The 25,744-nt window shown below is 75.5% G+C and carries 24 protein-coding genes; 13 read left to right on the forward strand and 11 right to left on the reverse strand.

The features are described from left to right. Nucleotides 1–21: 21 nt before the first annotated feature. From argG to AC6CH9_RS04905, 9 genes are all read right to left on the reverse strand, one after another. Nucleotides 22–1,470 (reverse strand): argininosuccinate synthase, encoded by a 1,449-nt coding sequence (gene argG, locus AC6CH9_RS04865; RefSeq protein ID WP_498153903.1) that lies wholly within the window; start codon nt 1,468–1,470, stop codon nt 22–24. A 735-nt stretch (nt 1,471–2,205) separates the two neighbouring features. Next, nucleotides 2,206–2,694, reverse strand: a complete 489-nt coding sequence (locus tag AC6CH9_RS04870) for a VOC family protein (protein ID WP_498153904.1) — start codon at nt 2,692–2,694, stop codon at nt 2,206–2,208. 177 nt (nt 2,695–2,871) lie between these two features. After that, nucleotides 2,872–3,450, reverse strand: coding sequence for a Dps family protein (locus AC6CH9_RS04875; RefSeq protein WP_498153905.1), 579 nt, complete (start codon nt 3,448–3,450; stop codon nt 2,872–2,874). 103 nt (nt 3,451–3,553) lie between these two features. Next, a complete protein-coding gene (locus tag AC6CH9_RS04880; protein WP_498153906.1) occupies nt 3,554–4,108 on the reverse strand; it encodes a hypothetical protein in 555 nt (184 codons plus the stop codon). Continuing rightward, a complete protein-coding gene (locus AC6CH9_RS04885) occupies nt 4,105–5,460 on the reverse strand; it encodes a DUF58 domain-containing protein (protein ID WP_498153907.1) in 1,356 nt (451 codons plus the stop codon). Before AC6CH9_RS04885 ends, AC6CH9_RS04880 begins: the two co-directional genes overlap by 4 nt. Continuing rightward, a complete protein-coding gene (locus tag AC6CH9_RS04890; protein WP_498153908.1) occupies nt 5,457–6,464 on the reverse strand; it encodes an AAA family ATPase in 1,008 nt (335 codons plus the stop codon). The genes AC6CH9_RS04885 and AC6CH9_RS04890 overlap by 4 nt, the downstream gene beginning before the upstream one ends. After that, nucleotides 6,461–7,006 carry a hypothetical protein gene (locus AC6CH9_RS04895; RefSeq protein ID WP_498153909.1) on the reverse strand — a complete coding sequence of 182 codons (546 nt, stop codon included), beginning with the start codon at nt 7,004–7,006 and terminating at the stop codon, nt 6,461–6,463. Before AC6CH9_RS04895 ends, AC6CH9_RS04890 begins: the two co-directional genes overlap by 4 nt. Beyond that, nucleotides 7,003–7,806: a DUF4129 domain-containing protein gene (locus AC6CH9_RS04900; protein WP_498153910.1), complete on the reverse strand. Its 804-nt coding sequence runs from the start codon at nt 7,804–7,806 to the stop codon at nt 7,003–7,005. The genes AC6CH9_RS04895 and AC6CH9_RS04900 overlap by 4 nt, the downstream gene beginning before the upstream one ends. Then, nucleotides 7,803–8,972, reverse strand: a complete 1,170-nt coding sequence (locus AC6CH9_RS04905) for a DUF3866 family protein (RefSeq protein ID WP_498153911.1) — start codon at nt 8,970–8,972, stop codon at nt 7,803–7,805. Before AC6CH9_RS04905 ends, AC6CH9_RS04900 begins: the two co-directional genes overlap by 4 nt. A gap of 161 nt (nt 8,973–9,133) precedes the next feature. Between AC6CH9_RS04905 and AC6CH9_RS04910 the strand changes: the two genes are divergently transcribed. The 10 genes from AC6CH9_RS04910 to AC6CH9_RS04955 all read left to right on the forward strand — a co-directional run bounded on the left by AC6CH9_RS04910 (nt 9,134) and on the right by AC6CH9_RS04955 (nt 21,451). Next, entirely contained in the window at nt 9,134–10,108 is a 975-nt protein-coding gene (locus AC6CH9_RS04910) for a helix-turn-helix transcriptional regulator (RefSeq protein WP_498153912.1), read from the forward strand. Beyond that, entirely contained in the window at nt 10,101–11,102 is a 1,002-nt protein-coding gene (locus AC6CH9_RS04915; RefSeq protein ID WP_498153913.1) for a helix-turn-helix transcriptional regulator, read from the forward strand. The genes AC6CH9_RS04910 and AC6CH9_RS04915 overlap by 8 nt, the downstream gene beginning before the upstream one ends. 10 nt (nt 11,103–11,112) lie before the next feature. Next, on the forward strand, nt 11,113–11,439 hold the full coding sequence (locus tag AC6CH9_RS04920; protein ID WP_498153914.1) for a hypothetical protein: 327 nt from the start codon (nt 11,113–11,115) through the stop codon (nt 11,437–11,439). A gap of 108 nt (nt 11,440–11,547) precedes the next feature. Next, nucleotides 11,548–11,838 carry a Sec-independent protein translocase subunit TatA gene (tatA, locus tag AC6CH9_RS04925; RefSeq protein WP_498153915.1) on the forward strand — a complete coding sequence of 97 codons (291 nt, stop codon included), beginning with the start codon at nt 11,548–11,550 and terminating at the stop codon, nt 11,836–11,838. 36 nt (nt 11,839–11,874) lie between these two features. Further along, the gene (gene tatC, locus AC6CH9_RS04930) at nt 11,875–12,618 is read left to right on the forward strand and encodes a twin-arginine translocase subunit TatC (protein WP_498154120.1); all 744 of its coding nucleotides are present in this window, start codon (nt 11,875–11,877) and stop codon (nt 12,616–12,618) included. A 43-nt stretch (nt 12,619–12,661) separates the two neighbouring features. Next, on the forward strand, nt 12,662–13,768 hold the full coding sequence (locus tag AC6CH9_RS04935; protein WP_498153916.1) for a diacylglycerol/lipid kinase family protein: 1,107 nt from the start codon (nt 12,662–12,664) through the stop codon (nt 13,766–13,768). Between the two features lie 109 nt (nt 13,769–13,877). Beyond that, nucleotides 13,878–16,871: a DEAD/DEAH box helicase gene (locus tag AC6CH9_RS04940; RefSeq protein WP_498153917.1), complete on the forward strand. Its 2,994-nt coding sequence runs from the start codon at nt 13,878–13,880 to the stop codon at nt 16,869–16,871. 128 nt (nt 16,872–16,999) lie between these two features. Next, on the forward strand, nt 17,000–18,640 hold the full coding sequence (locus tag AC6CH9_RS04945; protein WP_498153918.1) for an amidohydrolase: 1,641 nt from the start codon (nt 17,000–17,002) through the stop codon (nt 18,638–18,640). A gap of 418 nt (nt 18,641–19,058) precedes the next feature. Beyond that, complete coding sequence (gene lnt / locus AC6CH9_RS04950; protein ID WP_498154121.1) at nt 19,059–20,642, forward strand: apolipoprotein N-acyltransferase; 1,584 nt, start codon at nt 19,059–19,061, stop codon at nt 20,640–20,642. Next, nucleotides 20,639–21,451 (forward strand): polyprenol monophosphomannose synthase, encoded by an 813-nt coding sequence (locus tag AC6CH9_RS04955; protein ID WP_498153919.1) that lies wholly within the window; start codon nt 20,639–20,641, stop codon nt 21,449–21,451. Before lnt ends, AC6CH9_RS04955 begins: the two co-directional genes overlap by 4 nt. A 126-nt stretch (nt 21,452–21,577) precedes the next feature. On the opposite strand, the gene AC6CH9_RS04960 is transcribed toward AC6CH9_RS04955, so the two are convergent. After that, nucleotides 21,578–21,922, reverse strand: coding sequence for an RNA polymerase-binding protein RbpA (locus AC6CH9_RS04960; RefSeq protein WP_021483180.1), 345 nt, complete (start codon nt 21,920–21,922; stop codon nt 21,578–21,580). Nucleotides 21,923–22,284: 362 nt separating this feature from the next. Here AC6CH9_RS04960 and AC6CH9_RS04965 point away from each other — a divergent pair, with 362 nt between their 5' ends. The 3 genes from AC6CH9_RS04965 to AC6CH9_RS04975 all read left to right on the forward strand — a co-directional run bounded on the left by AC6CH9_RS04965 (nt 22,285) and on the right by AC6CH9_RS04975 (nt 25,184). Beyond that, nucleotides 22,285–23,472: an LLM class flavin-dependent oxidoreductase gene (locus tag AC6CH9_RS04965; RefSeq protein ID WP_498153920.1), complete on the forward strand. Its 1,188-nt coding sequence runs from the start codon at nt 22,285–22,287 to the stop codon at nt 23,470–23,472. Between the two features lie 172 nt (nt 23,473–23,644). Beyond that, nucleotides 23,645–24,283, forward strand: a complete 639-nt coding sequence (locus AC6CH9_RS04970) for a CE1759 family FMN reductase (protein WP_498153921.1) — start codon at nt 23,645–23,647, stop codon at nt 24,281–24,283. Between the two features lie 151 nt (nt 24,284–24,434). Next, nucleotides 24,435–25,184: a hypothetical protein gene (locus AC6CH9_RS04975; protein WP_498153922.1), complete on the forward strand. Its 750-nt coding sequence runs from the start codon at nt 24,435–24,437 to the stop codon at nt 25,182–25,184. Between the two features lie 25 nt (nt 25,185–25,209). Here AC6CH9_RS04975 and AC6CH9_RS04980 read toward each other — a convergent pair whose 3' ends face one another. Continuing rightward, a complete protein-coding gene (locus tag AC6CH9_RS04980; RefSeq protein ID WP_498153923.1) occupies nt 25,210–25,650 on the reverse strand; it encodes a pyridoxamine 5'-phosphate oxidase family protein in 441 nt (146 codons plus the stop codon). Nucleotides 25,651–25,744 lie beyond the last annotated feature (94 nt).

A 25,744-nucleotide genomic window follows, 5' to 3' on the forward strand; every position in this document is an offset into this window, starting at 1 on the left:
CTGCGCGTGGTCGGGGTCGGGTCAGTCCGTGCCCGACTCCATGGCGGCCCGGTCGAGGAGCGCGTCGTCGCCCTCGGCCATGCCGCGCGACGCGATGACCTCGGCGCCACCCTCGGGCATCGCGCCGATGAGCTCGGTCGTCGCCCCGGCCCCTGCTCCGATGAGCGCCGCGTGCGCCGTGCCGACGATGCCGATCCCGGCGTACTGCTCGAGCTTGGCGCGCGAGTCGGCGATGTCGAGGTTGCGCATCGTGAGCTGGCCGATCCGGTCCATGGGACCGAACGCGGAGTCCTCGGTACGCTCCATCGAGAGCTTGTCCGGGTGGTAGCTGAACGCGGGCCCGGTGGTGTCGAGGATCGAGTAGTCCTCCCCGCGGCGCAGGCGCAGCGTGACCTCGCCCGTGACGGCGGTGCTGACCCAGCGCTGGAGCGACTCGCGGATCATGAGCGCCTGCGGGTCGAGCCAGCGGCCCTCGTACATGAGGCGACCCAGGCGGCGGCCCTCGGTGTGGTACTGCGCGAGGGTGTCCTCGTTGTGGATCGCGTTGACGAGGCGCTCGTACGCGGCGTGCAGGAGCGCCATGCCGGGCGCCTCGTAGATGCCGCGGCTCTTGGCCTCGATGATGCGGTTCTCGATCTGGTCGGACATGCCGAGGCCGTGGCGCCCGCCGATCGCGTTCGCCTCCTGGACCAGGGCGACGGCGGACTCGAACTCGCGCCCGTTGATCGTGACGGGGCGGCCCTGGACGAAGCCGATCGTCACGTCCTCGGTCGCGATCTCGACCGACGGGTCCCAGAACCGCACGCCCATGATGGGGTCGACGGTCTCGATGCCGGTGTCGAGGTGCTCCAGCGTCTTCGCCTCGTGGGTGGCGCCCCAGATGTTGGCGTCCGTCGAGTAGGCCTTCTCGGTGCTGTCGCGATAGGGGAGGTCGTGGGCGAGGAGCCACTCCGACATCTCCTTGCGGCCCCCGAGCTCGGCGACGAAGTCGGCGTCGAGCCACGGCTTGTAGATGCGCAGGGCCGGGTTCGCGAGCAGGCCGTAGCGGTAGAACCGCTCGATGTCGTTGCCCTTGAAGGTCGACCCGTCGCCCCAGATCTGGACGTCGTCCTCGTGCATCGCGCGCACGAGCAGGGTGCCGGTGACGGCCCGGCCCAGGGGAGTGGTGTTGAAGTACGCGCGCCCGCCGGAGCGGATGTGGAACGCACCGCAGGCCAGGGCCGCGAGGCCCTCCTCGACGAGCGCCGCGCGGCAGTCGACGAGGCGCGCGACCTCCGCGCCGTACGCGGTGGCGCGTCCCGGCACCGACGCGATGTCGGGCTCGTCGTACTGGCCGATGTCGGCGGTGTAGGTGCAGGGCACGGCGCCCTTGTCGCGCATCCATGCGACGGCGACTGACGTGTCGAGGCCGCCGGAGAACGCGATCCCGACGCGCTCGCCGACGGGGAGGGAGGTGAGAACCTTGGACATGGTCAAAGTATGCGCGATTCTGCATAGGTATTCAATCTCGCGCGATGCGCCATGCCTCCGTGTGCACTGCCCGGCGCGTCTGTGCTGGTAATAGTGTGCCAAGCCGGTAGGTTCGATCCCGTGACCACCGACGCCACCATCCCACCTCCCGAAGGCCCCGGCGAGACGGGTGTCAGCCCCGTGGCCTCGCCGTCGCGCTATCCCCGACCGACGGTCTCGGTGGACGAGGCCGAGTGGGTGTGGCGGACGCTCGCCACCGAGGCGATGGTGGAGTCGGCGAAGCCGGAGACCGTGCGGCTCGCCGTGATCGCGGGGCTCGCGCGAGCGACGGGCGCCCGGTACGGCGACCTCCTGCGCTGCACCGCGGACGCGATCGACCTCGGTCCCGCGACGGCCCGCGCGGGGGAGGGGAGGGTCGTCCTCACGCACGGCAAGCACCGCACGGTCCGCGAGCACGTGCTCAGCGCGAGCGTCGTCGTGGTGCTGCGGCGCTGGATGGCCGTGCGGGAGGTGCTCGCGGCGGACCTCGAGGGATCGGTGCCCCGCGCGCTGCTGCTCACGGTGCACCACACGCACGACAACGGCGTCACGGTGTCGAGCGGCCTGCCCATCACGAAGCAGGGGCTCGTGCTCTCGTGGCGGCGGTTCGTGCACCGCACCAACGCGCGCTACGGTGCCGTGCGGGCGCCGCTGCCGACGCGCTTCGAGCAGGTCCGGCGGGCGTGGGTCGAGGCGTCAGCGCCCGCCGGGAGCGGGATCGCCGCCGGTCCCGGGCTCGGCGACGACGCCGGGCGGGACGCCCTCCTCGCCGCCGAGCTCCTGGAACAGGGTGACGTGGAGGCCGGCGGGGGCGTCCAGCCGTGAGTTGAGCGAACCCCACGGGGTGCGGGTCGGGGGAGCGACGAGCTCCGCCCCGGCCTCGACCGCTCGGTCGGTGGCGACCCGCGCGTCGTCGACCTCGAACGCGACCCGCAGGTGGCCCGCGACCTGGCGTCCGACCTCCACGTCGTCGATCGCCCGCTTGTGGGCAGGGTTCGCGATCTCGAGCGTCGCGTGGCCGACGTCGAGGATCGCCACCCGGTCGTCCTCGCCGTCGGCGTACGCGATGCGCTCGGGGAGGCCCAGGACGTCGCGGTAGAAGGCGAGGGCGGCGTCGTAGTCGTCGGCCTCCACGACGAGGCGGAGCTGGCGGACGGCGGGCCGCTGAGGTGTGTCGTCGCTCATCCGACGACCCTATGACACCTCCCGCAGAAATAGTGTGCCAAGCGGTCTCAACAAGCCCACCCTCCCTACGACCGTCACCACACAGCACGGAAAAGCCGGCCGCACGCCGCGTCGGGTAGACCACGGCGTGCGGCCGGCTCATGTGCTGCGGAGCAGCACCCCGGCGGGGATCGGGCGTCAGGGCTGGCGGGCTGCCGCCTGCTCGGCCTTGCGCGCGGCACCGGTCTCGGTGCGCGCGCCGTCGGTGGAGAGGTCGCCACTGGTCGACTCGAGGTGCGCGCGGACGAACCAGTGGAACAGCTCGAGGTCGTGCAGGTGCCCGACGAGCAGGTCGTTGGTCACGTCGTCGAGCTCCTCGGTCGCGGTCGCGGCCTCGCGGTGTGCCGTGATGACCCCGACGTACACCTCGTCGAGAGCCCCCAGGTGGGCGATGGTCGAGGCGCGGCCGAGCGAGTAGTCCTCCCAGCTCCGCTCGGCGACCAGCGCGCCGGGCGTGCCCTTCGGCGAGACGCCCAGGGTCGCGATGCGCTCCGCGACGGCGTCGACCATCGCGCGGACGGCGTCGACCTGCGGGTCGATCATCTCGTGCACCGCGATGAAGTGGGGTCCGACGACGTTCCAGTGGATGTGCTTGAGCGTGAGCTGCAGGTCGTTGAGCGCGTGCAGGCGCTCCTGGAGGATCCCGGCGACCTTCGCCCCTTCCTCGGGGGTGAGCGACGGGACGGTGTACTTGGGCAGGTCGGTGCGAGCGGCCATGGGTGCCTCCTCGGGTCGGGTGCGGTCGCCGCCGTGGTGGCGGGACGGCGTCGGGCGCCGTCCCGCCATCGTCGGGCGGTCCCCGGCCGCTCGCAGCGCGAGGTCAGTCCCGCGGCGTGACGAGCAGCACGAGGCCCAGCACGGCGATCCCGCCGAGGGCGGTGGCGACCGCCGACGAGACGTCTCCCGCGGTGATCGCCTGCACCGCGAGCGCCACGGGGAGGAGCGCGGCCTGGAGCACGGCGACCCTGCGGAGGTCGGGCACGACGGCGCGCAGCTCCGCGCGTGCTGCGGCGGGCACGTGGTCCGACCACCAGGCGGTGCGCAGCACGAGGTGACCCAGCGGGAGGAGGGCGAGGACGACGGGGTCGAAGGGTGCGTCACCGTCCATGAGCAGGACGAGCCCGCCGAGGAGCACGAGGAGGTGGGGCACCGGCGGTGCGGGCAGGTAGGCGGTGACGGCTCCGAGGCCGAGCGCGGCAGCCCAGACGAACGACGGTGCGAGCCCGGTCGCCTGGAGCGCGGCTCCGGCGAAGGCGGTGGCGAGGACGAGGAGGAGGATGCGCGGGCACCACCCGGGGAAGGTGCGCTCGGTCTCGACCTGGAGGCGGGGGCGCGGTCCGGCGGTCACGACCTCGCGTCGGGCGAGCCGCCTCATCGGGTGGCTCCGGCCGGGCTCGGGCGACCGGGTCCTTGCCGGTCGAGCCGTCGTGCCGCGAGCTCGAGCGTCCCGCGAGCGCCGTCGGCGCCGGGTGTGCCGTCGTGCCAGCGTGCGACGACGATCCCGCGCTCGCGCAGGTCGTGGACGCGGTCCGCGCGCTCGTGGCGGGTGACGGCCCAGGCGGTCGCGACGTGGTCGTCGACCTCGACGACGGAGACGGGTGGGAGGACGTCGACGACGACCACCACGTGTCCGGTGTCGTGCCACTGGCGGGCGAGGCGGGGCGCCTCGTCGTCGAGCAGGGTCGAGAAGAGGTAGACGGCGGCGCCGGTGGGGACCTGGGGCGGGCGGTGGCGGGCGGAGGGGTCGCCGACGGGTCGGGTGAGGGCGAGGCCGTGGAGGATGCGGCGCAGGTGGCGTCGTCCGCCGCCGGGACGGACGGGTCGGGCGAGGCGGCCGAGGTCGTCGAGGGCGACGCGGTCGCCGTCGGCGAGGACGGCCTGGGCGACGGAGGCGGCGGCGTGGCGGGCGAGGTCGAGGGACGTGGCCTCGTCGGGGCGTTGGGCGCCGACGCCGCTCCAGGTGGCGAGGTCGGGGGCGACGTCGTCGCGGGAGTCGACGACGAGGACGACGGTCGCCTCGGCGGTCCCGAAGGTCCGGCGGACGTAGAGGGTGTCGAGGGTGGGGGAGCGGCGGGCGGTGGCGCGCCAGTCGATGCGGCGGAGCCGGTCGCCGGGGCGGAAGGCGTCGACGTCGCGCAGCTCGGTGCCGTCGCCGGGGCGTCGGGAGGTGTGAGGGCCGGAGAGCCCGCGCAGGCGGGAGGAGAGGGGCAGGCGTCCGAGCGGGGTCGGGCGGGGCAGGACGAGGCGGCGCGGGCCTCGGGCGACGCGGGGGACCTGCTCCTCGATGCCGTCGGGTCCGTACGCGGCGTAGTCGACGCGGAGGGTGTCGGTGACGCCGGTGCGGGCGGAGGGTGCGTGCCAGGAGAGCTCGTGGGTCCCGGCGGTGGTGCGGACCAGGCGTTCGGTGACGAGGCCGCCGGGTGCGAGGGCCCGCAGCCGCAGGAGCTCGACGCCGGGTGGGACGTCGGTGACGGTGCGGGCGGCGAGGGTCCCGGACGGGGCGTCGGTGTCGAGGACGACCCGCACGGTGACGGGTCCGTGGGGGCGGTGGGTCCAGCCCCAGACGGCGCCGAGCAGCGGCGCGAGCCCGAGGAGGGCGGCGTCGGGTCGGCGGAAGAGGACGCCGAGGCCGAGGAGGGTGGTGCCGAGGAGGACGCCCGCGGCGAGGTGGACGGTGGTGCGCCAGCGGGCCGGGTCGGTGTCGCGGTCCGCGGCGGGGGTGCTCATCCGCGGTCGCCGACGGTGGCGGGGCCGGGGACGGTCTGGAGGATGCCGGCGACGACGGTCTCGGGCTTCAGGTCGGCGGCCCACGCCCCGGGGGTGAGGGTGAGGCGGTGGGCGAGCACGGGGACGGCGACGCGCTTGACGTCCTCGGGCAGGACGACGTCGCGCCCGTCGAGCACGGCGACGCCGCGCGCGAGGAGGGCGAGGTTCTGGGATCCGCGCGGGGACGCGCCGACCTCGAGGTCGCGGTGGGTGCGGGTGGCGGCGGCGAGGTCGACGCAGTACGCGATGACGTCGGGGTGGACGTCGACCTGCTCGACGGTGGCCTGCATGGCGAGGACGGTGTCGCGGTCGACGACCTGGTGGACGGCGGGGTCGTCGTGGCGGCGGGCGATGCGGCGGGTGAGGACCTCGCGCTCCTCGTCGCGTCCGGGGTACCCGACGGACAGGCGCACCATGAAGCGGTCGAGCTGCGCCTCGGGGAGCGGGTAGGTGCCCTCGTGCTCGACGGGGTTGGACGTCGCGACGACGTGGAAGGGCTTGGGGAGCACGTGGGTGGTGCCCTCGACGGTGACCTGGCGCTCGGCCATGGACTCCAGGAGCGCGGACTGCGTCTTGGGGGCGGTGCGGTTGATCTCGTCGGCGAGCAGCAGTCCGGTGAAGACGGGCCCGGGGCGGAACTCGAAGGTGCGGGTCGCGGGGTCGTACACGGAGGAGCCGGTGACGTCCGAGGGCAGGAGGTCGGGGGTGCACTGGAGGCGGGTGAAGTCGAGGCCGAGCGCGCGGGCGAGGCTGCGGGCGGCGAGGGTCTTGCCGAGACCCGGGACGTCCTCGAACAGCACGTGCCCGCCGGCGAGCACGGTGGCGAGCGCGAGCGTGAGGGGTTCGCGGGCGCCGACGACGGCGGTCGCGACCTCGTCGAGGACGGCGCGGCCGTGCGCGGCGACGGTCGGCACGTCGAGGGTCGCGGGCTGCGCCTCGGTGCGGGCGGCGGGGTCGGCGGTCATCGGGGTGTCCCTCCGTCGGGGCGGTCCGGGGTGCTGGGGGCCTGGTCGAGCTGGTCGAGCGCCACGAGCCAGGTGTCGAGCTCGGCGGGCGTCGGGAGTCGGCCGTCGGTGACGAGGCCGTGGGCGGTGCGGGCAGTGCGGGGACCGAGGAGCCGTGCCAGGTCGCTCGCGGCGCCGGGGTCGTCGAGGTCGTCGACCCCGTGGTGGGCGAGGCGACGTTCCGTGAGGCGCCGCACCCGGCGCGCGGCGGCGACCGTGACGCGCCCGTCGCGGCCCAGGACCGACCACCCGAGGTCGGACACGTCGCGCCGGTTGCCGTCGCGCCGCACGTCGGGGACGCGCGGCCACACGGTGTCCCCGGCGTAGCCGGTGCGGTGCCACAGCAGGACGCCCGCGACGCCGAGGGCCGTGAGCATGAGGGCGTGCGCGGGCGAGGACCCGATCAGCACGAGGAGCGCGCCGAGCCCGACGACGATCCCGGCGGCGAGCAGGGCGCGCCGGTCCGCCGGGCGCAGGCGCCCCCAGCGTGCGCGCGCCCTCACGGCCGTGCCTCGCCGTGCAACGGGTGGTCGTGGGGCACGGCCGCGTCGGAGACCGCGACCGTCGGGCGGCCCGGGTGCGTCGCGAGGTCCGCCGCGATGCGGGCCAGCGCGGCGCGAGCGTCGTCCAGGTCGCGCTCGCCGAGCGGCGCCTCCCCGAACCGGGCCCGGTGGTAGAGGCCTCGGAGGGTCGCGACGGCGTCCGCGTCCGCCCGGGTGCTGGCCAGGACGGCGGTCGTGAACTCGGTCGGGGTCTGCGCGGGATCGCGCCGGGTGCCCGCCCGATCCGCGGCGCGCTCGAGCGCGACCCATGCGGCGACGACCGCGTCGTGCGGGTCGGCGTCCGGCGCGCGCAGGTCGTGGTGGGCCCGCTCGACGGCCTCTCGCAGCTCCGGCGCGACCGGGTCCTCCGCGGCGTGGACGGAGACGTCGCCCGCTGCCGTGACGAGGAGCTCTCGTCGGCGTCGTCGCGCGAGCAGGGCCGGGAGGTGCCGGCGCGCGAGCACGACGAGGGCGACGAGGGCGACGACGCCAACGATCCAGAGGATGAAGGCATCGACGGACAGGCCACCCGAGTCGGTCTGCGACCGGACGTCCTCCCGCGCGTCGGACAGGACGTCGGACGCCAGGGTGACCGGTGGCGGCGTGACCTCCTGCGCGGTGTCGCCGAGCCAGCCCGGTGCCTCCCAGCCCCACGGCGCGCCGACGGCCGCGGCGAGCACGGCCGCGAGCGCCAGTGCGGCGACGGCGGCGAAGCGTGCCGGTCCGGGCCGGCGATGGTTCTCCCCCTGCGGTGCGGTCATGCGGGCCGGAGCGACTCTGCGTGGACGCCGGCGACGGCGGCGGCGACGAACGCGGCGGGGTCGGCGTCGAGGCCGCGGCCCATGGTGGAGAGGCGGACGGGGACGTCGTGGAGGGCGTCGAGGAGGGCGGGGTCGGCGGGGACGTCGACGAGGTGGTGGCGGCCGGTGGGGGTGGCGAGGGTCGTGGCCTGCTGGGCGACGCGGCGGGTGAGGTCGGCGCCCCACCCGGCGAGCCGCTCGACGTCGGGGGTGGGGACGGGCACGGGGACGTCGCTGGGGGCGAGGGCGACGCGGCCGTAGGCGGTGAGGGAGTGGTGGGAGACGCCGAGGTGGCGGTCGCGGGCGTCGGCGCCGGAGACGCGCAGGGACGCGACGGGCCGTCCGCCCAGGGCGGCGACGGCGTTGAGGGCCTCGCCGGCGGCGACTCCGGAGAAGCCCCAGCGGGTGCCGGTCCCGAGGTTGCCGGGTCCCTGGGCGACGACGACGAGGTCGGCGCCGGTGACGTGGCGCGCGGCGAGGAGGCCGGTGTGCACGGTGACGGCCTCGAGGTCGCCGCCGAACGCCTGCCCGACGGTGAGGCAGGTGTCGATCCAGCCGGTGTCGCGCAGGGTGGCGACGGTGCGGGAGAACGCGGCGGGCAGGGCTCCGCCGTCGGTCATGACGTAGGCGACGCGGGGCGCGGGGCGGCCCGCGAGCGCCGCGGCGTGGCGGGCGCCGGCGACGACGGCGGGCAGGGCGGAGTGGAGGTCGGCGACGACGACGGGGGTCGCGTCGAGGTCGTCGGCGTCGCGGAGGGTGTCGTGGTGGGGGGACTCCTGCTCGTCGACGCCGAGGACGAGGGCCTGGAGGGGGGTGTAGCGGGCCTTGACGAGGTGGCCGGGCCCGGGTGCGGGGTCGGGCGGGAGGGGGGTGTCGGGCTGGGCGGGCCCGACGACGAGGGCGTACCCGCCGGTGCCGAGGCCGCGCGCGAGGGCGGAGACGTTGAGGAGCACGTGGTCGCCGGGGTCGGGGGTGCCGACGAGCTGGGTGTAGGCGAGGGCGCGCACGGTGGCGTCGGGGTCGTCGTCCCGCCCGGGGAGGGGGTCGTGGAGCCGCACGTGCAGCTCCTGGGCGCCGGTCCAGGCCTTCGCGTGCGACACCACGGTCGCGGTCCGCCACGTGATCACGCGGCACACCCTATCGACCGACTAGCGTGGTGCCGATGTCCGAGCCCACGCCCCCTTCCGTCGCGCCCGATCCCGCGCCCTCGTCGTCGGGGTCGTCGCCGACGAATCCGTCGGCGCGCCTGCTGAACCTGGTGATCGCGTTGGTGAACACGAACGCGTCGATGACGAAGCAGCAGATCCGCGTCAGCGTGGCGGGGTACGGCGACGCGCCCTCTCCGGACGCGTTCGAACGCATGTTCGAGCGTGACAAGGACACGCTGCGCGACCTGGGGATCCCGATCGTCACGGTCGACGCGGGCGGGCACGCGGACGAGGTGGGGTACCGGATCGACCAGGACGCGTATGCGCTGCCCGCGGTGGACCTGACGCCGGCGGAGCTGGGGGTGCTGGCGCTGGCGGCGCAGTTCTGGCAGGACAAGACGCTGCGGACGGACATCTCGCGGGCGCTGACGAAGCTGCGCGCGGCGGGCGCGGGGGAGACCGCGATGGACGTCGTGGCGGGTCTGGCGCCGCAGGTGCGTCCGGTGGGCGACGCGTACGCGACCCTCATGGACGCGATCTCGGCGCGGCGCGCGGTGTCGTTCACGTACCGGGCGGCGAGCACGGGGGAGGTGCGGGCGCGGCGCGCGCAGCCGTGGCGGATCGCGGCGCGGCGCGGCGGCTGGTACCTGGTGGGGTTCGACCTGGACCGCGGGGCGCCGCGGTCCTACCGGTTGAGCCGGGTCGAGGGCCGGGTGCGTGCGACGGGCCCGCGCGAGGCGTTCGAGGTGCCGGCGCACGTGGACGTGGACGCGGCGCTGGGCACTCGCGACGCGGGCGGGGTCGCGCGCCTGGCGGTCGTGCCGGAGCGGGCGGGCGCGCTGCGGGCGCGCGGCACGGTGGTCGGGTCGGTACCGGACGCGCGAGCGGGCGACAGCGCGGGTCGTGACGTGCTCGAGGTGGCGTACGACGTGCGGTACGCGCTGGCGGACGAGGTCGTGGGGTACGGGGACGCGGTGCTGGTGCTCGGGCCGCCGGACCTGCGCGCTGCGGTCGTGCGGCGGCTGCGGGACGCGGCGGTGCTGGGTTCCGCGCAGGACGCCGGGGCCGGCGCGGGCAAGAGCGAGGGGTCGACGGAGGTGACGGGGCGTGGCTGAGCGCGCGGACGATCGGCTGGTGCGCCTGCTGGGCATCGTCGCGTACCTGGACGGCGCGGGCCCGGTGCCGGTGGGCGAGCTCGCCCGGCACTTCGGCGTGAGCGAGCGCCAGGTCCTGGACGACGTCGACGCCCTGTGGGTGTCCGGCACGCCCGGATACTGGCCGGACGACCTCATCGACTTCGACGCGGACTCGATCGAGCGCGGCGTCGTGCGGCTCACCGAGGCGCGCGGCATGACGCGGCCCCTGCGGCTCGGCACGCGCGAGGCGGTCGCGCTCATCGCCGCGCTGCGTGCCATGCGGGAGACCGCGGCGGTGCAGGCCGACCCGGAGCGCGCGGGCGTCGTCGAGTCGGTGCTGCGCAAGCTCACCGACGCGACCGGCGAGGCCGCAGCGGCGCTCGACGTGCAGCTGGCACCCGAGGGCGACCCGCGCGTGGTCGCGGCGATCACGAGCGCGCTCGTCGCGGGACACCGGCTGCGGATCCGGTACGTGACGGCCGCGGACGAGGAGTCCGAGCGCGACGTCGACCCCGTGTCCCTGCACACGCAGGACGAGCACGCCTACCTGCTCGCGTGGTGCCACCGCGCGCAGGGTCGACGCACGTTCCGTGTCGACCGCATCCTCGCCGCCACCGAGCTCGACCAGCCCGTCGAGGGTCACGACGTGGACCCCGACGTCGACTTCACCCCCACCGGTGACGCGCCGCTCGCGACGATCACGTTCGCCAGCCCCGCGCGCGCCGTCGCCGAGCAGGTCCCCGTCGAGTCCGTGCGCAACCTGCCCGACGGCGCGTTCGAGGTGCGCCTGCGCGTCACCAACCCGGTGTGGCTGCGCCAGCTCCTCACCGAGCGGGCGCGGCACGTCCTCGCCGTCGAGCCGGCGTCGGTCGCGCGCGACGTGCGCGACGCCGCGAGCGCCGCCCTGTCCGCGTACGCGCACCTGCCGGGCGAGCCCGACGGCGGGGCGGGCGACGCGCAGGCTGCTGGCTAGGGTGGGCGGCATGTGGTTCTGGGTCTGGACACTGCTCGCGGTCGGCACGCTCGTGGGCGCGTTCTTCCTCGCGCGGCGCCTGTGGCGGTCCGTGAAGGGCCTGGGGCGCGAGCTGTCGCGCGCCTCGCAGGTCGCGGCGGACATGAGCGCGCGGGCGGACGAGCTGTCACGCGCCCTGGAGGAGGCGCAGCCGTCGACCGCGCCGACGCTGTTCGACGACCCGGTCGTGCTCCAGGAGCGCGTGGACCTGCTGCGCGCCGAGCGCGCCGAGCGGCGCGTGGAGCGGCGGCGGCGCGACGAGCAGGTCTGGTCGCGCTGGCGCCGGTTCAACGCCTGAACGGCCTGCGAGCCCGTCGAGCACGGCCCGTTCGGGACCAACCGCGTGACCTATGATGGCGCGTAGAGCACCGTCGCCCATGCCGCCCACGAGTAGTAGGTTCTCGCCGTGAACATCCTTCGTCACCCCGCGACGATCGTCGTCCTCATCCTCCTCGTCGTGCTGCTGTTCGGGTCCAAGAGGCTCCCGGACATGGCCCGTTCCGTGGGGCAGTCCCTGAAGATCTTCAAGAAGGAGGTCAAGGACCTCCGGGAGGACGACGACGCGTCGACGACGGCGACGCCGCCTACGAGCAGCGCCACGACGCAGTCCGGCGCGAGCGCGACCGCCCCGGGCGGCGCGACGACCGTGGCGGGAGGCACGACGTCGTCGACGCAGGACGACACGCCGAAGGCATAGTCGGTGTCACGATCAACCCGTGACCCCGAGGGGCGCATGCCCCTGCGCGAGCACCTCGTCGAGATCCGCAAGCGCCTCTTCCTGTCCGCGATCGGCCTCCTGGTCGGCGCCGTCGTCGGATGGATGGTGTACGACCCCGTTCTTCAGGCGCTCCAGCAGCCGCTGATCGACGCAGCCGAACGGCGAGAGGTCCTCACGGGCCTCAACTTCGAGGGCGTGGCGACCGCCATCGACATGAAGGTCAAGGTCTCCCTGTTCCTGGGCGTGATCCTGACGAGCCCGTGGTGGCTGTACCAGCTCTTCGCGTTCATCACGCCGGGGCTGACGTCGAAGGAGAAGCGGTACGCGTTCGGCTTCATCGGCGCCGCGGTCCCGCTGTTCCTGGGCGGAATCGCTCTCGCCTGGGTGATGCTGCCGCGCGCGGTCGCGCTGCTCAACGAGTTCGTGCCCGACGGCAGCGCGAACCTCATCAACGCTCAGATGTACCTCGGGTTCGTCATGCGGCTCATGCTGGCTTTCGGCATCGCGTTCCTCGTGCCGGTGATCATGGTCGCGCTCAACACGATGGGCGTCGTGCGCGCCTCGACGTGGCTCGCGGGGTGGCGGTGGGCCGTGCTCATCTCGTTCCTGTTCGCCGCCATCATGACGCCGACGCCTGACGTGCTGACGATGTTCACGGTCGCGCTGCCCATCTGCGCGCTCTACTTCGCCGCGTACGGCGTCAGCGTCCTGCACGACCGGCGCGTCGACAAGCGCGACGCCGCACGGCTGGCCCTGTGAGCGCCACGCCCCGACCGCGCCCCACCGGGCGCGGGGGCCGCGCGTGAGCACGGTCGCGCTCGTCGTCAACCCGACGGCGGGGCGCGGACGCGGTCGCACCGCGGGAACACGCACCGCCGAGGCGCTGCGCGCGGCCGGGCACGCCGTCGTCGACCTCAGCGCCCCGAGCCTGCCCCTCGCCCAGGAGTCGGCCGACGCCGCCGTGCGCGGCACGGACGGCGACGGCGCGGGAGCCCGACCCGGGGTGGACGCCCTCGTCGTCGTCGGCGGGGACGGCATGGTGCACCTCGGCGTCAACGCGACCGCCGGGACCGGCGTCCCGCTCGGCATCGTCGCGGTCGGGACGGGCAACGACTTCGCGCACGGCCTCGGGCTGCCCACCACCCGCACCGACCGGTGCGTGGACGCCCTCCTCGCGGCTCTCGGCACCGCCGCGAGCACCACGTCCTCGGCGAGCGCGCCGCCGTCCGTGCGCGCGGTCGACGCCGCCCGCGTCACGGGCGAGCACATGGTTGCGCACCGCTGGTACGCGGGCGTGCTGTCCGCGGGGATCGACGCCGCCGTCAACGCCCACGCGAACGCGGCCACCTGGCCCCGCGGGCGGTCGCGGTACGCACGCTCGGCCCTCACGGAGATCACGCGCTACCGCCCGTACGGGTACCGGGTCACGCTGCGCGGCGTGCCCTCGGGCGACGAGCTGCCCGACCTGCTCGCCGGGGCGCCCCTCCTGCTCGACGGCGCCGCCCTCGGGACGAGCCCCGACGACGCGCAGGGCGGGCGGACCGTGGTCTGGGAGTCGCCGGGCGCGCTCGTGTCGGTCGCGAACGGCCCTCGCATCGGCGGCGGCATCCGGATCGCGCCGGGCGCGGCGCTCGACGACGGCCTGCTCGACGTCGTGGTCGCGGGCCCGTTCGGGCGCTGGGGCGCGACGCGCATCTTCCCCGGCATGTACGCGGGGCGGCACCTGGCGAACCCCGGGGTCGGGACCCTGCGCGCGACGTCGGTGACGGTCGCGGCGACCGAGGCGGGCGCGGCCCCGCCGCACGCGTTCGCCGACGGGGAGCACCTGGGTCCCCTGCCGCTGCGGGTCGACGTGGTCCCTGGCGCGCTGCACGTCCTGGACGCCACGGCCGGCCCCGCCGCACCCTGACTCTGCGCCGGCCGTCCGCCCTCGACGCGCCGGTCGCCTCCCGCGGGCCCGCGACGCCGCACCTCGCGCGCCGACCGGCGAGGTCGGCGCCGGACCGTAGGCTGGCACCATGACGGCCGCTGAATCGCCCGCCGCCCGTTACGCCGCGTCCCGGGCCCGCCAGGCGGCGTCCCGCACCCGGCTCGCGGAGTTCCGGCAGGTCCTCGACTTCCCGCTCGACGACTTCCAGGAGCGCGCGTGCGAGGCGCTCGAGGAGGGGCGCGGCGTGCTCGTCGCGGCGCCCACGGGTGCCGGGAAGACGGTCGTGGGCGAGTTCGCGGTCCACCTCGCCCTCGCCGGCGGGCGCAAGGCGTTCTACACCACCCCGATCAAGGCGCTGTCCAACCAGAAGTACGGCGACCTCGTGCGCCGGTACGGCGCCGACTCGGTGGGCCTGCTCACCGGCGACACGACGATCAACGGGGAGGCGCCCGTCGTCGTCATGACGACCGAGGTGCTGCGCAACATGCTGTACGCGGGCTCGCGCACGCTCGAGGGCCTCGCGTTCGTCGTCATGGACGAGGTGCACTACCTCGCCGACCGGTTCCGCGGACCGGTGTGGGAGGAGGTCATCATCCACCTGCCCGACGACGTCCAGCTCGTGTCCCTGTCCGCGACGGTGTCCAACGCGGAGGAGTTCGGCGACTGGCTGGAGATGGTGCGCGGCGACACGACCGTCGTCGTCAGCGAGCGCCGGCCCGTGCCGCTGTGGCAGCACGTCCTCGTCGCGTCCGCGAACCCGGCGACCGGGGTCGCGCACGCGGGCGGCGGCCGGGCGCTCGGCGCGGACCTGCTCGACCTGTACGCGGGGCACGTCGACCCGACGGACCCGGGCGTGAACCCGCCCATCAACCCGGACCTGCTGGCCGCGTTCCGCGCGGCCCCGCGCACGAGCGCGTCGGGTCCGGGCGGGCGGCGCGGCCCGGGCGACCGCGGGTACCGGGGGCGGGGCGGGCGGCGTCCCGGCCCCGACCGGTCCGGGCTCGGGGCGCGCCGCACCCCGGCGCGGTTCGCCGTCGTGGACGCCCTGGACGCCGACGGGCTGCTGCCCGCGATCTACTTCATCTTCTCCCGCGCCGGGTGCGAGGGTGCCGTGCAGCAGTGCCTGGCCGCGGGGCTGCGCCTCACCTCGCCCGCGGAGGAGGCGGAGATCCGCAGGGTCGCCGAGGAGCGCACCGCGACCATCCCCGCGGAGGACCTCGAGGTGCTCGGCTACTGGACGTGGACCGAGTCGCTCGCGCGCGGGATCGCGGCACACCACGCCGGGATGCTGCCCGTGTTCAAGGAGACCGTCGAAGAGCTGTTCAGCCGCGGCCTCGTCAAGGTCGTGTTCGCGACCGAGACGCTCGCGCTCGGCATCAACATGCCCGCCCGGTCCGTCGCGCTGGAAAAGCTCGTCAAGTGGGACGGGACCGCGCACGTGGACGTCACCCCCGGCGAGTACACGCAGCTCACGGGGCGGGCGGGGCGGCGCGGCATCGACGTCGAGGGGCACGCCGTCGTCGTCGACCACGCGGGCCTCGACCCCGTGCACCTCGCGGGCCTGGCGTCCAAGCGCCTGTACCCGCTGCGCTCCAGCTTCCGCCCCACGTACAACATGGCGGTCAACCTCGTCGCGCAGGTCGGGCGGGACCGGGCGCGCGAGGTGCTGGAGACGTCGTTCGCCCAGTTCCAGGCGGACCGCGGCGTCGTCGGGCTCGCGAAGCAGGCGCAGGCGCACGCCGAGGCGCTCGACGGGTACGCCCAGGCCATGACGTGCGACCGGGGGGACTTCGCCCAGTACGCGGCGCTGCGGCGGCGCATCACCGCCCGCGAGGGCGACCTGTCGCGCGCCGCGAGCCGGTCCCGCCGCGCGGAGGTCGTGGCCGCGTTCGAGCGGCTGCGTCCCGGGGACGTCGTCGAGGTGCCGTCGGGGCGGCGCGCGGGCTACGTCGTCGTGCTCGACCCGGGGGAGGGCGCCGGGTTCGACGGTCCGCGCCCCACCGTGCTCACCCAGGACCGGCAGGTGAAGAAGCTCACCGTGGCCGACGCGCCCGGCGGCATCCGCACCGTCGCCAAGGTCCGGGTGCCCAAGTCGTTCAACCCGCGCGTCCCGGCGCAGCGCCGCGACCTCGCGTCCACGCTGCGCAACGCCCTCGGGGCGCTCGACGAGCCCGGCGCCCGGCCCGGGCGCACCACCCGTGCCCGGTCGGCCGCCGCGGACGACGCCGAGCTCTCGCGCCTGCGCGCGCAGCTGCGCGCCCACCCGTGCCACGACTGCCCCGACCGCGAGGACCACGCCCGCTGGGCCGAACGGTGGGCGCGGCTCAAGAAGGAGCACGACCAGCTCGTGCGCCGCGTCGAGGGCCGAACCGGGTCCATCGCGCGCGTGTTCGACCGCATCTGCGACGTCCTGCTCACCCTCGGCTACCTCGCCCCGGGCGACGCCGCGGACGACCCGGTCGCTCCGCTCGAGGACGCCCTGGACGCGGAGGAACCCGCGGGCCGGTCCCTTGACGACGAGGACGGCTCCGGCAGCGCGGGCGGACGGGGGGCGGGCCGCGCGGGGCTGCGCGTCACGCGCGACGGGCAGTGGCTGCGGCGCCTGTACGCCGAGAACGACCTGCTGCTCGCCGAGTGCCTGCGTCGCGGCGTGTGGGAGGACCTCGACGCCCCCGCCCTCGCGGCGGTGGTGTCCACGTGCGTGTACGCGGGGCGGCGCGAGGACCACGGCGAGCCCGACGTGCCCGGCGGTCCCCACGGCAGGCTCGCCCGCGCGCTGGAGGCGACGACGCGCGTGTGGTCCGAGGTGGACGACCTCGAGGAGGCGCACGACATCGACGCGACCGGCGCGCTCGACGAGGGCCTCGTCACCGCCGTGCACCGGTGGGCCGTGGGCCGCAGCCTCGACGCCGTGCTGCGCGGCTCGGAGATCGCGGCCGGCGACTTCGTGCGCTGGTGCAAGCAGGTGATCGACGTCCTCGACCAGGTCGCGACCGCCGCGCCCACGCCCGCGGTGCGGCGCACCGCGCACCAGGCGATCGAGAAGCTGCGCCGGGGCGTCGTCGCGTACTCGAGCGTCTGAGCCGACGGCGGCGCCCGGCCGCGCCGGGGAAGGCGTCGGCGTGACGTGCACGACACCCGGTCCCACCTGCGTGGACGCAGAGTCGCACAGGCGAGGTTCGGGCGGTTGTGGCGGTATCGTGAAGGATTGTGGCCTCAACCCTGTACCGCGGCGGCGTGATCCACTCCCAGGCTGACCCGTTCGCGGAAGCACTCCTCGTCGACGACGGCGTCATCGCCTGGATCGGCGCCGACGACACGGCCGACGGGCTCGCCGCTCGCGCCGACCGCGTGATCGACCTCGACGGCGCGCTCGTCGCGCCCGGGTTCGTCGACGCGCACGTCCACCTGTTCGAGGTCGGGCTCGCCCTCGCGGGCGTCGACCTGTCCGCGAGCGCCGGCGTCACGACGCTCGCCGCGGCGCTCGAGGCGGTCGCGAAGGCCGCCGCGGACGTCGGGGACGACGACGTCGTGCTCGCGTTCGGGTGGGACGAGCGGTCCTGGCCCGAGGGCCGCCCCCCGACGCGCGACGAGCTCGACGCCGCGTCGGGCGGGCGCGCGGTGTACGCGGCGCGGGTCGACGTGCACTCGGCCGTGGTCTCCACGACGCTCGCGCGGCGCTGCGCCCTGGCGGAGCGGCCGGGGTGGGACGAGTCCGGCTGGGTCACGGGGGAGGCGCACCACGTGGCGCGGGACGTCGCGCGCGACGTGTCGCCGGCGCGGCGCACCGACCTGTACCGGGCGGCGCTGCGTGCCGCGGCGGAGCAGGGGATCGTGTCGGTGCACGAGATGAGCGCACCGCACATCGACACGCGCGCGGGGCTGCGCGAGCTGCTCGCGCTGACGGGCGAGGCGTCCTCGGGGCTGGCGCACGTCGTCGGGTACCGGGGCGAGCTGTGCACCACGGTCGACGATGCGCGCGAGCTCCTCGCGGACGTGCCGGGTCTGACGGGCATCGCGGGCGACCTCAACGTGGACGGGTCGATCGGGTCGCGTACGGCGGCGATGCGCCTGCCCTACCAGGACGGGCCGGACCGGACTGACCGCGGGAACCTCTACCTGAGCGCGGAGCAGATCGCGAACCACCTGTCCGCGGTGGGCGCGGCGGGCTCGCAGGGCGGGTTCCACGTCATCGGGGACCGCGCGATGGACGAGCTCGTGCTCGGGCTCAAGGTCGCCGCGGAGGTCCACGGCCAGGGCGCGGTGCGCGCGGCGCGGCACCGGGTGGAGCACGCGCTGTTCGTGGACGCGTCGGCGCTGGCGTCCCTGCTGCTGTTCGGTGTGAGCCTGAGCATCCAGCCCGGGTTCGACGCCGCGTGGGGTGGCCCGCAGGGCATGTACGCGGCGCGCGTGGGCGCGACCCGGGCGGAGGGCCTGAGCCCGTTCGCGGACCTCGCGGGCGCGGGCGTCCCGCTCGCGTTCGGGTCGGACGCGCCGGTGACGCGGCTCGACCCCTGGGCGGGCGTGCTCGCGGCGATGTCGCACGTGGACCCGGACCAGCAGATCTCGGCGCGGGCCGCGTTCCGCGCGCACACGCGCGGCGGGTGGCGCATCGCGGGTCTGGACCACACGGGTGCCGGGCAGCTGCGCGTCGGGGCGCCTGCGCACCTGGCGGTGTGGCGGGGCGAGCACCTGGTCGTGCAGGGCGCGCTCGGGCGCACGACGTCGTCGTGGAGCACGGACGCGCGCGCCGGGCAGCCGCTCCTGCCGGAGCTCGGCCCGGACGTGCCGCGCCCGCGGTGCCTGCAGACGGTGCGCGACGGCGTCCCCCTGTTCGACACGTTCGTCTGACCGCTCCCGCTTGACAGGACCCTGAGCCGGAGTAGGTTCGACAGGGTGTTCCGGCCCCCGCGGCCGCAGGGGGATCAGCCACCGACGACGACCCCTCGGCGTGCCGCGCCGGGTACCTGGCCGGGCCCGCGCGCTCAGTAGAAAACGTGCTCCGCCGGTGGCGGCGGCGTACGGGCCGAAGGGCGCGCGGGCCCGCACGCACCACCTCTCGTTCACCCGCAGTGCCGTCGCTGCGGACCCGGGTCCGTGCAGGTGCGTGGCGTAGGGTGCACCCGTGCACGCCCCCGAGCCCACGGCCGCCCCGGCCGGGCGATCCCGCCGCGCCGGACCTGACGCCCCCGCCACGATCTCGTCGGCACCCGCGGCCGGACCCAGGGAGACCGGTCCCGACGCCTCCGGCGCGGCGGGCGCGCGCACGCTGGTCGGGGCGCCGCCGCGGCCGCTCACGCTGCTCCTGGCCCTCGCGGGCGGGCTCGTCACCGACGCGGCGTTCCCCGACCGCGGGTGGTGGCCCCTCGCGTTCGTCGGCGTCGCCGCGCTGTTCTGGGCGCTGCGGCGCGACGGCGCGAGGTGGGGCTTCCTCGTCGGGCTCGTGTGGGGGCTCGCGTTCTTCCTTCCGCACCTGTGGTGGGCCAACTACGCGACCGAGACCGTGCCGTGGGTCGCGCTGTCCGTCATGGAGGCGTGCTTCGTCGCGGTGCTCGGTGCCGCGTGGGTGTGGGCGCGGCGCTGGCCGTGGCTGGCCGCGCGCCCGTGGGCGCAGGCCGTCGGGTTCGCGCTGCTGTTCGTCGGCGTCGAGCAGGCGCGGACCGAGGTTCCGTTCGGCGGCTTCCCCTGGGGCCGGCTCGCGTTCTCCCAGGCCGACTCCCCGCTCGGGCGCGCGGCGTGGCTCGGGGGCGAGGTCCTCGTGTCCCTGCTCGTCGCGCTCGCCGGGTCGCTGCTCGCGGTCGCCGTGCTCGCGCTGGTACGCCGTCGGGACGTCGTGACGGGCGCCGTCGTCCCGGTTGCCGTGGCCGGGGCTCTCGTCGCGGCGCCTGTGCTCGTGCCGCTCGACACGCGCGCCGAGGCGGGGACGCTCGCCGTCGGGGCCGTGCAGGGCAACGTGGGCGAGCCTGGCCTCGGGTCGTTCGCGAACCGGGCCGAGGTGCTGAACAACCACCTGCAGGGGACCGTCGCGCTGCTGGGCCAGGTGGAGCCCGGCGACCTCGACGTCGTGCTGTGGCCCGAGAACGGGTCCGACCTCGACCCGCAGACCGCGCCCGACGTGGCGCGCGCCATCGACGACGCCGCTCGCGAGGTCGGCGCCCCGATCCTCGTCGGCGCCCAGGAGTACCCCGAGACCGGCGGCCGGTACAACGTGTCGCTGCTGTGGGAGCCGGGTGCCGGCGTCGTGGACCGGTACGCCAAGCAGCACCCCGCGCCGTTCGGCGAGTACATCCCGCTGCGATCGCTGCTGCGGATCTTCTCCGACCAGGTCGACCGCGTGAGCATCGACATGATCCCCGGCACGGAGACCGGGGTCGTCGACCTCGCGTCCGACCGCCTCGGGCGCACCGTGCCGCTCGGCGTCGTCATCTGCTTCGAGGTCGCCTACGACGGCCTCGTGAACGACGCCGTGGACGCGGGCGCCGAGGTGCTCGTCGTGCAGACCAACAACGCCTCCTTCGGGTACACCGCCGAGTCCACGCAGCAGCTCGCCATGTCGCGGCTGCGCGCCGTGTCCACCGGGCGCGCGACCGTGCAGGTCTCGACCGTCGGCGTGAGCGGCGTCATCGCCCCCGACGGCGCCCTGCTGCAGAGCACCGAGCTGTTCACCGCCGACCAGCTGGTCGCGGACCTGCCGCTGCGCACGAGCCTGACCCCGGCCGTGCGGGCGGGGGACTGGCCCGGGTGCGTCGTCGAGCTCCTCGCCCTGGGCCTCCTCACGGCGGGTGTCGTGAGCGTCGTCCGCGAGCGCCGCGCGACCCGGTCGTCCGCCGCGACCGGGGACGAGGCGCCGTGAGCGAGCGTCCCTGGGGGCCAGCCGCGCCAGGCCGTGTGCTCGTCGTCGTGCCCACGTACGACGAGGCGCTGACCCTGCCGGGCACGCTCGCGCGCCTGCGCGCCGCGGTGCCCGACGCGGACGTGCTCGTCGTGGACGATGCGAGCCCCGACGGGACGGGCGACCTCGCCGACGCCGCGGCCGCCGCGGACCCGGGTGTGCACGTGCTGCACCGGGCGGGCAAAGAGGGCCTGGGCGCCGCGTACGTCGCGGGGTTCGGCTGGGGCCTGGACGCCGGGTACGACGTCCTGGTCGAGATGGACGCCGACGGGTCGCACCAGCCCGAGCAGCTGCCGTCCCTGCTCGCGGCGCTCGCCCCGGCGGGGGAGCCCGGGGACGCCGCGGGGGCGGGCCTCGTCATCGGGTCGCGCTGGGTGCCGGGCGGGCGGGTGGAGAACTGGCCCTGGCACCGCGAGGTGCTCTCCCGCGCGGGGAACGTGTACGTGCGCGTCGCGCTCGGGCTGGGCCTGGGCGACGCGACGGCGGGCTTTCGCGCGTACCGTGCCGAGGCGCTGCGCGCCGTCGACCTCGCGAGCGTGGAGTCGCACGGCTACTGCTTCCAGGTGGACATGGCCTGGCGGGTCGTGCGCGCGGGCGGGCGGGTGGTCGAGGTGCCGATCACGTTCGTCGAGCGCACCGCGGGCCGGTCCAAGATGAGCCGCGCCATCGTCACCGAGGCGCTGTGGAAGGTCACGGTCTGGGGTGCGCGACGCCGCGCCGCCCAGCTCGCGGGCGCGGTCCGGGGGCGGGGGAGCCGGGCCGCTCGCTGAGGTCGGGCGCAGCGGGGACGGGGCGGTACGAGAGCCGGGCGGGATCGGGTGCTCTGCCTGTGACGCACGAGAGGCCCGGACCCTGCGGGGTCCGGGCCTCTCCGGTCGTCGGGCGACCGCGCGGTGTCAGGCGCTGCGGCGCAGCTTGCCGGCGCGCAGCAGGCCGAGGCGCTCGTCGAGGAGCTCCTCGAGCTCGGAGATGGTGCGGCGCTCGAGCAGCATGTCCCAGTGGGTGCGGGCGGGCTTGCCGGCCTTGGGCTCGGGGCGCTCCGCGTCGCGCAGCAGCGCCTCGGCGCCGCAGCGGCACTCCCACACCGGGGGGACCTCGGCGTCGGTCGAGAACGGCAAGATGATGGTGTGCCCGTTGGGGCAGTCGTAGTGCGCCTGGAAGCGGGGGGCGAAGTCGACGCCCTCGTCCGACTCCATGCTCTTCGCACCGATGCTCATCCCGCGCAGCGAACGGTCGGCCATGGTGTCCTCCTGAGGGGTCTTCGGGGGTGGGTGGGCGCGCCCGGTGGGGTGCGGGCAGCGGCCCGGTCTACGAGAGGCAACGCCTCACCGTCGGTCGGTGTTCCGGCGCGTCGTGAAGGTCCGGTGAACGTCGCGGGGTGTCTGCGGCCTCGCCGCCCCCCACGGCGCCCGGTCCGCCTCGGCGCGTCGCGGTCCCAGGCTCCCGGGTTTCGATGCCCGACGCAACTCGTCACGGCCGCCACGGCCCGGACGTGCGCACGCTCACACCGGCGCTGGACGGGCCCGGGAACAAACTCGGAGGGTGCCGGGTTGAGCGGCATGTACATGCAAACGCATCGACCTAGGACTCACGGGAGCACACCATGCAGTTCGGCATCTTCACCGTCGGCGACGTCACGACGGACCCCACGACGGGCCGGACCCCCGACGACACCGAGCGCGTGCGCGCGATGCTGACCATCGCCAAGCACGCGGACGAGGCGGGCCTGGACGTCTTCGCCACGGGCGAGCACCACAACCCGCCGTTCGTCCCGTCCTCGCCGACGACCATGCTCGGCTACCTCGCCGGTGTGACGAAGAACATCGTCCTGTCGACGTCCACGACGCTCATCACGACGAACGACCCGGTGCGCCTCGCGGAGGAGTACGCGATGCTCCAGGTCATCTCGAACGGGCGCATGGACCTCATGATGGGCCGCGGCAACACCGGCCCGGTGTACCCGTGGTTCGGTCAGGACATCCGCAACGGCATCCCGCTCGCGATCGAGAACTACGCGCTGCTGCGGCGTCTGTGGACCGAGGACGTCGTGGACTGGGAGGGCAAGTTCCGCACCCCGCTGCAGGGCTTCACCTCCACGCCGCGCCCGCTGGACGGCGTGCCGCCGTTCGTGTGGCACGGGTCGATCCGCAGCCCCGAGATCGCCGAGCAGGCCGCGTACTACGGCGACGGGTTCTTCCACAACAACATCTTCTGGCCCATCAGCCACACCAAGCAGATGGTGCAGTTCTACCGCCAGCGCTGGGAGCACCACGGCCACGGCCCCGCGGACACCGCGATCGTCGGTCTCGGCGGCCAGGTGTTCATGCGCAAGGACTCCCAGAAGGCGTGGGACGAGTTCCGCCCCTACTTCGACAACGCGCCCGTGTACGGGCACGGCCCGTCGATGGAGGACTTCACGCGCGAGACGCCGCTGACCGTCGGCTCCCCGCAGCAGGTGATCGACCGGTACGCCGCGATGCGCGAGCACGTGGGCGACTACCAGCGTCAGCTGTTCCTCATGGACCACGCCGGCCTGCCGCTCAAGACGGTGCTCGAGCAGATCGACCTCCTCGCGGGCGAGGTCGTGCCCGTGCTCCGCAAGGAGATGGAGGCCGCACGCCCCGCGCACGTGCCGGCGAACCCGCCGAGCCACACCGAGCGCGTCGCCGCGGCCCGCGCCGCCGGGACCGAGGGCGCCGCGCACGTCGGCGGCACCGAGGACCGCTGGACCGGGCGCACCGCCGAGGACGACCAGGAGCCGGCGAAGGCCGGCGCCGCGTTCGGGCTGTGACCCGCACCGTCCCGCGGCCGACGTCACCAGCCGCGGGACCGGTCGCCCGACGGCGTACGGTCGAGGGGTGCCCCGCGCACCCGCTCGACGTGCCGCCGTCGGGCACCCCCGCACCGTCCGGCCCGGCGACGGGCCGACCCCCGCACCACACGCCACACCCCAGGAGCACCGCATGACCGCCAGCACCCCCGCCCCGGACCGCCGCCTCGTCGTGGTCTCCGCCGGGCTGTCCAAGCCGTCCTCCACGCGCCTGCTCGCCGACCGGCTCGGCGAGGCCACCGTGCGCGAGCTCCAGGGCCTCGGCGTGAGCGCCGAGGTCGAGACCGTCGAGCTGCGCGACCACGCGCACGCCGTCGTCGACGCCATGCTCACCGGGTTCCCGACGGGCGAGCTCGCCGGGGTCCTCGAGCGCCTCGCGGCCGCCGACGGGATCATCGTGACCACCCCGCTGTTCACCACCACGTACTCCGGGCTGCTCAAGTCGTTCGTCGACGTCCTCGACAAGGACTCGCTCACCGGCACGCCCGTGCTGCTCGGCGCGACCGGCGGCACGTCGCGCCACTCGCTCGCGCTCGAGTACTCCCTGCGCCCGCTGTTCACCTACCTGCGGGCCGACGTCGCCACGACGTCCGTGTTCGCCGCGACCGACGACTGGGCGGCCGCCGAGGCCGACGCCGGCGGCGGGCTGCCCGCCCGGATCGCGCGCGCGGGACGCGAGCTCGCGGAGAAGGTCGCCCTGCGCAAGAACACCGGCCCCGCCGACCCGTTCGCGGCCACGCCCGACTTCACGGCGCTCCTCGGCGGGCTCTGACCCGCTTCCCGACTGCGCGCCCCCGGCCACCGGTGCTCCCGGCCGGGGGCGCGCTCGCGTCTCCCTGACCTGCGGCGACGCCACCCGAGGGGTTGCCCCCGGCGGGTGTCGCGCGGCAGGATCGGGGGACCGACGACGACGGGGGAGCACCATGAGCACCAGCGCGACCGAGGGCCACACCGAGGCGCACCCGGCGGGACCCGCCCCGCAGCCCGGCCTCGAGCCCGCCGCCCCTGTGACGGTCGCGGTCCCGGTCGTCGAGGCGCTCGCCACGCACGCGGACGGCCCCCGCCCCCCGGCCCCGCCGCGGCGGCGACCCGTCGGCGTCGTGACGGTCCCCGGCCGGGCGCCCGACACGTCGCGCTTCGCCGCCGCGCCCCGCTACCCGGCCATGTTCCACGTCGCGGGCGGGCGGCTCGTGTGGGACGGCGCACGGCTGCGCCTCGTCCGCGGCGACGGCACCGTCCTCGAGCCCGCCGGACGACCCGTCGTGACCGTGACCGGGGACGGGCCGACCGTCGTCGTGACCTGGCGCGACGAGCACCCCGGTGCCCGGACGACCCGCGCCGTCCTGCTCGACGGGTCATCCGCCCGCTTCGCCCGGTTCGCGCGTTCCCTCGCGGACACGCGACCCGGGAGCGTCGTCGTCGACGACCGGACCGTCCCCTCGCCACGCGTGCCGCGCCTGCAGCCCGACCAGGCTGGCACCGCCCGACGCCCCGGCGTGTTCGCCCGCGCCCTGTGGCGCGTCGTCGGTCGCGGCGCACCCGCCACGAGCGCCACCCCGGGTGACGGGGGAGCGGCGCTGGTCGCCCGGCTCGAACGGCTCGCCGCCCTGCACCGCGCCGGCGACCTCACCGACACCGAGTTCGCGCGCGCGAAGCAGGCGCTGCTCGGCTGACGGGCCGACCAGGGACCAGCTGCCGTCAGTCCCCGGTCTGGCCCCACCCGGGCACGTCGACCTCCGTCATGACGGACCGGCCGTCGCGGAAGTCCCCGTAGCGTGCCCAGGCGAGCACGACCCGCAGCAGGACGATGCCGTCGTCGGCCAGCGACCCCGCGAACTGGGGGAACGCCGCCACGTACGCCGCGGCGCAGCGCTCCCGGTCCGCGCCGACCGGCACGTCCGCCGTGCCCTCGCACTGCAGCGTCGTCCCGTCCGTGCCACCCACGGTCACCGCGACGCGCGGGTCCCGGGCCAGGTTCGCCACCTTGCGCGACGTCGCACGCGCGTCGAACACCAGCTCGCCCGCGCCCGTCGCCGCCACCGCGAGGAAGGCGGCCTGGGGCCTGCCGTCGTCGCCCAGCGACGCGACCACACCCCACCCCTGAGAACGGACATAGCCGACGAACGTCTCCCGGTCCATGGCGCCACCGTAGCGCCCCGCCCGCTGGACCGGAGACAGGGAAGACATCGACACGAAAACCCTGGACCGCCACGGACGCCACCTGACACCGTCG

It is taken from the genome of Cellulosimicrobium sp. GQ32 (assembly GCF_059758455.1).

What these genes read in the sequence shown, in the direction of transcription:
- argG (WP_498153903.1), bottom strand. Translation starts at nt 1,470, where the DNA reads ATGTCCAAGGTTCTCACCTCCCTCCCCGTCGGCGAGCGCGTCGGGATC.
- AC6CH9_RS04870 (WP_498153904.1), bottom strand. Translation starts at nt 2,694, where the DNA reads ATGAGCGACGACACACCTCAGCGGCCCGCCGTCCGCCAGCTCCGCCTC.
- AC6CH9_RS04875 (WP_498153905.1), bottom strand. Translation starts at nt 3,450, where the DNA reads ATGGCCGCTCGCACCGACCTGCCCAAGTACACCGTCCCGTCGCTCACC.
- AC6CH9_RS04880 (WP_498153906.1), bottom strand. Translation starts at nt 4,108, where the DNA reads ATGAGGCGGCTCGCCCGACGCGAGGTCGTGACCGCCGGACCGCGCCCC.
- AC6CH9_RS04885 (WP_498153907.1), bottom strand. Translation starts at nt 5,460, where the DNA reads ATGAGCACCCCCGCCGCGGACCGCGACACCGACCCGGCCCGCTGGCGC.
- AC6CH9_RS04890 (WP_498153908.1), bottom strand. Translation starts at nt 6,464, where the DNA reads ATGACCGCCGACCCCGCCGCCCGCACCGAGGCGCAGCCCGCGACCCTC.
- AC6CH9_RS04900 (WP_498153910.1), bottom strand. Translation starts at nt 7,806, where the DNA reads ATGACCGCACCGCAGGGGGAGAACCATCGCCGGCCCGGACCGGCACGC.
- AC6CH9_RS04910 (WP_498153912.1), top strand. Translation starts at nt 9,134, where the DNA reads ATGACGAAGCAGCAGATCCGCGTCAGCGTGGCGGGGTACGGCGACGCG.
- AC6CH9_RS04920 (WP_498153914.1), top strand. Translation starts at nt 11,113, where the DNA reads ATGTGGTTCTGGGTCTGGACACTGCTCGCGGTCGGCACGCTCGTGGGC.
- tatC (WP_498154120.1), top strand. Translation starts at nt 11,875, where the DNA reads ATGCCCCTGCGCGAGCACCTCGTCGAGATCCGCAAGCGCCTCTTCCTG.
- AC6CH9_RS04940 (WP_498153917.1), top strand. Translation starts at nt 13,878, where the DNA reads ATGACGGCCGCTGAATCGCCCGCCGCCCGTTACGCCGCGTCCCGGGCC.
- AC6CH9_RS04960 (WP_021483180.1), bottom strand. Translation starts at nt 21,922, where the DNA reads ATGGCCGACCGTTCGCTGCGCGGGATGAGCATCGGTGCGAAGAGCATG.
- AC6CH9_RS04965 (WP_498153920.1), top strand. Translation starts at nt 22,285, where the DNA reads ATGCAGTTCGGCATCTTCACCGTCGGCGACGTCACGACGGACCCCACG.
- AC6CH9_RS04970 (WP_498153921.1), top strand. Translation starts at nt 23,645, where the DNA reads ATGACCGCCAGCACCCCCGCCCCGGACCGCCGCCTCGTCGTGGTCTCC.
- AC6CH9_RS04975 (WP_498153922.1), top strand. Translation starts at nt 24,435, where the DNA reads ATGAGCACCAGCGCGACCGAGGGCCACACCGAGGCGCACCCGGCGGGA.
- AC6CH9_RS04980 (WP_498153923.1), bottom strand. Translation starts at nt 25,650, where the DNA reads ATGGACCGGGAGACGTTCGTCGGCTATGTCCGTTCTCAGGGGTGGGGT.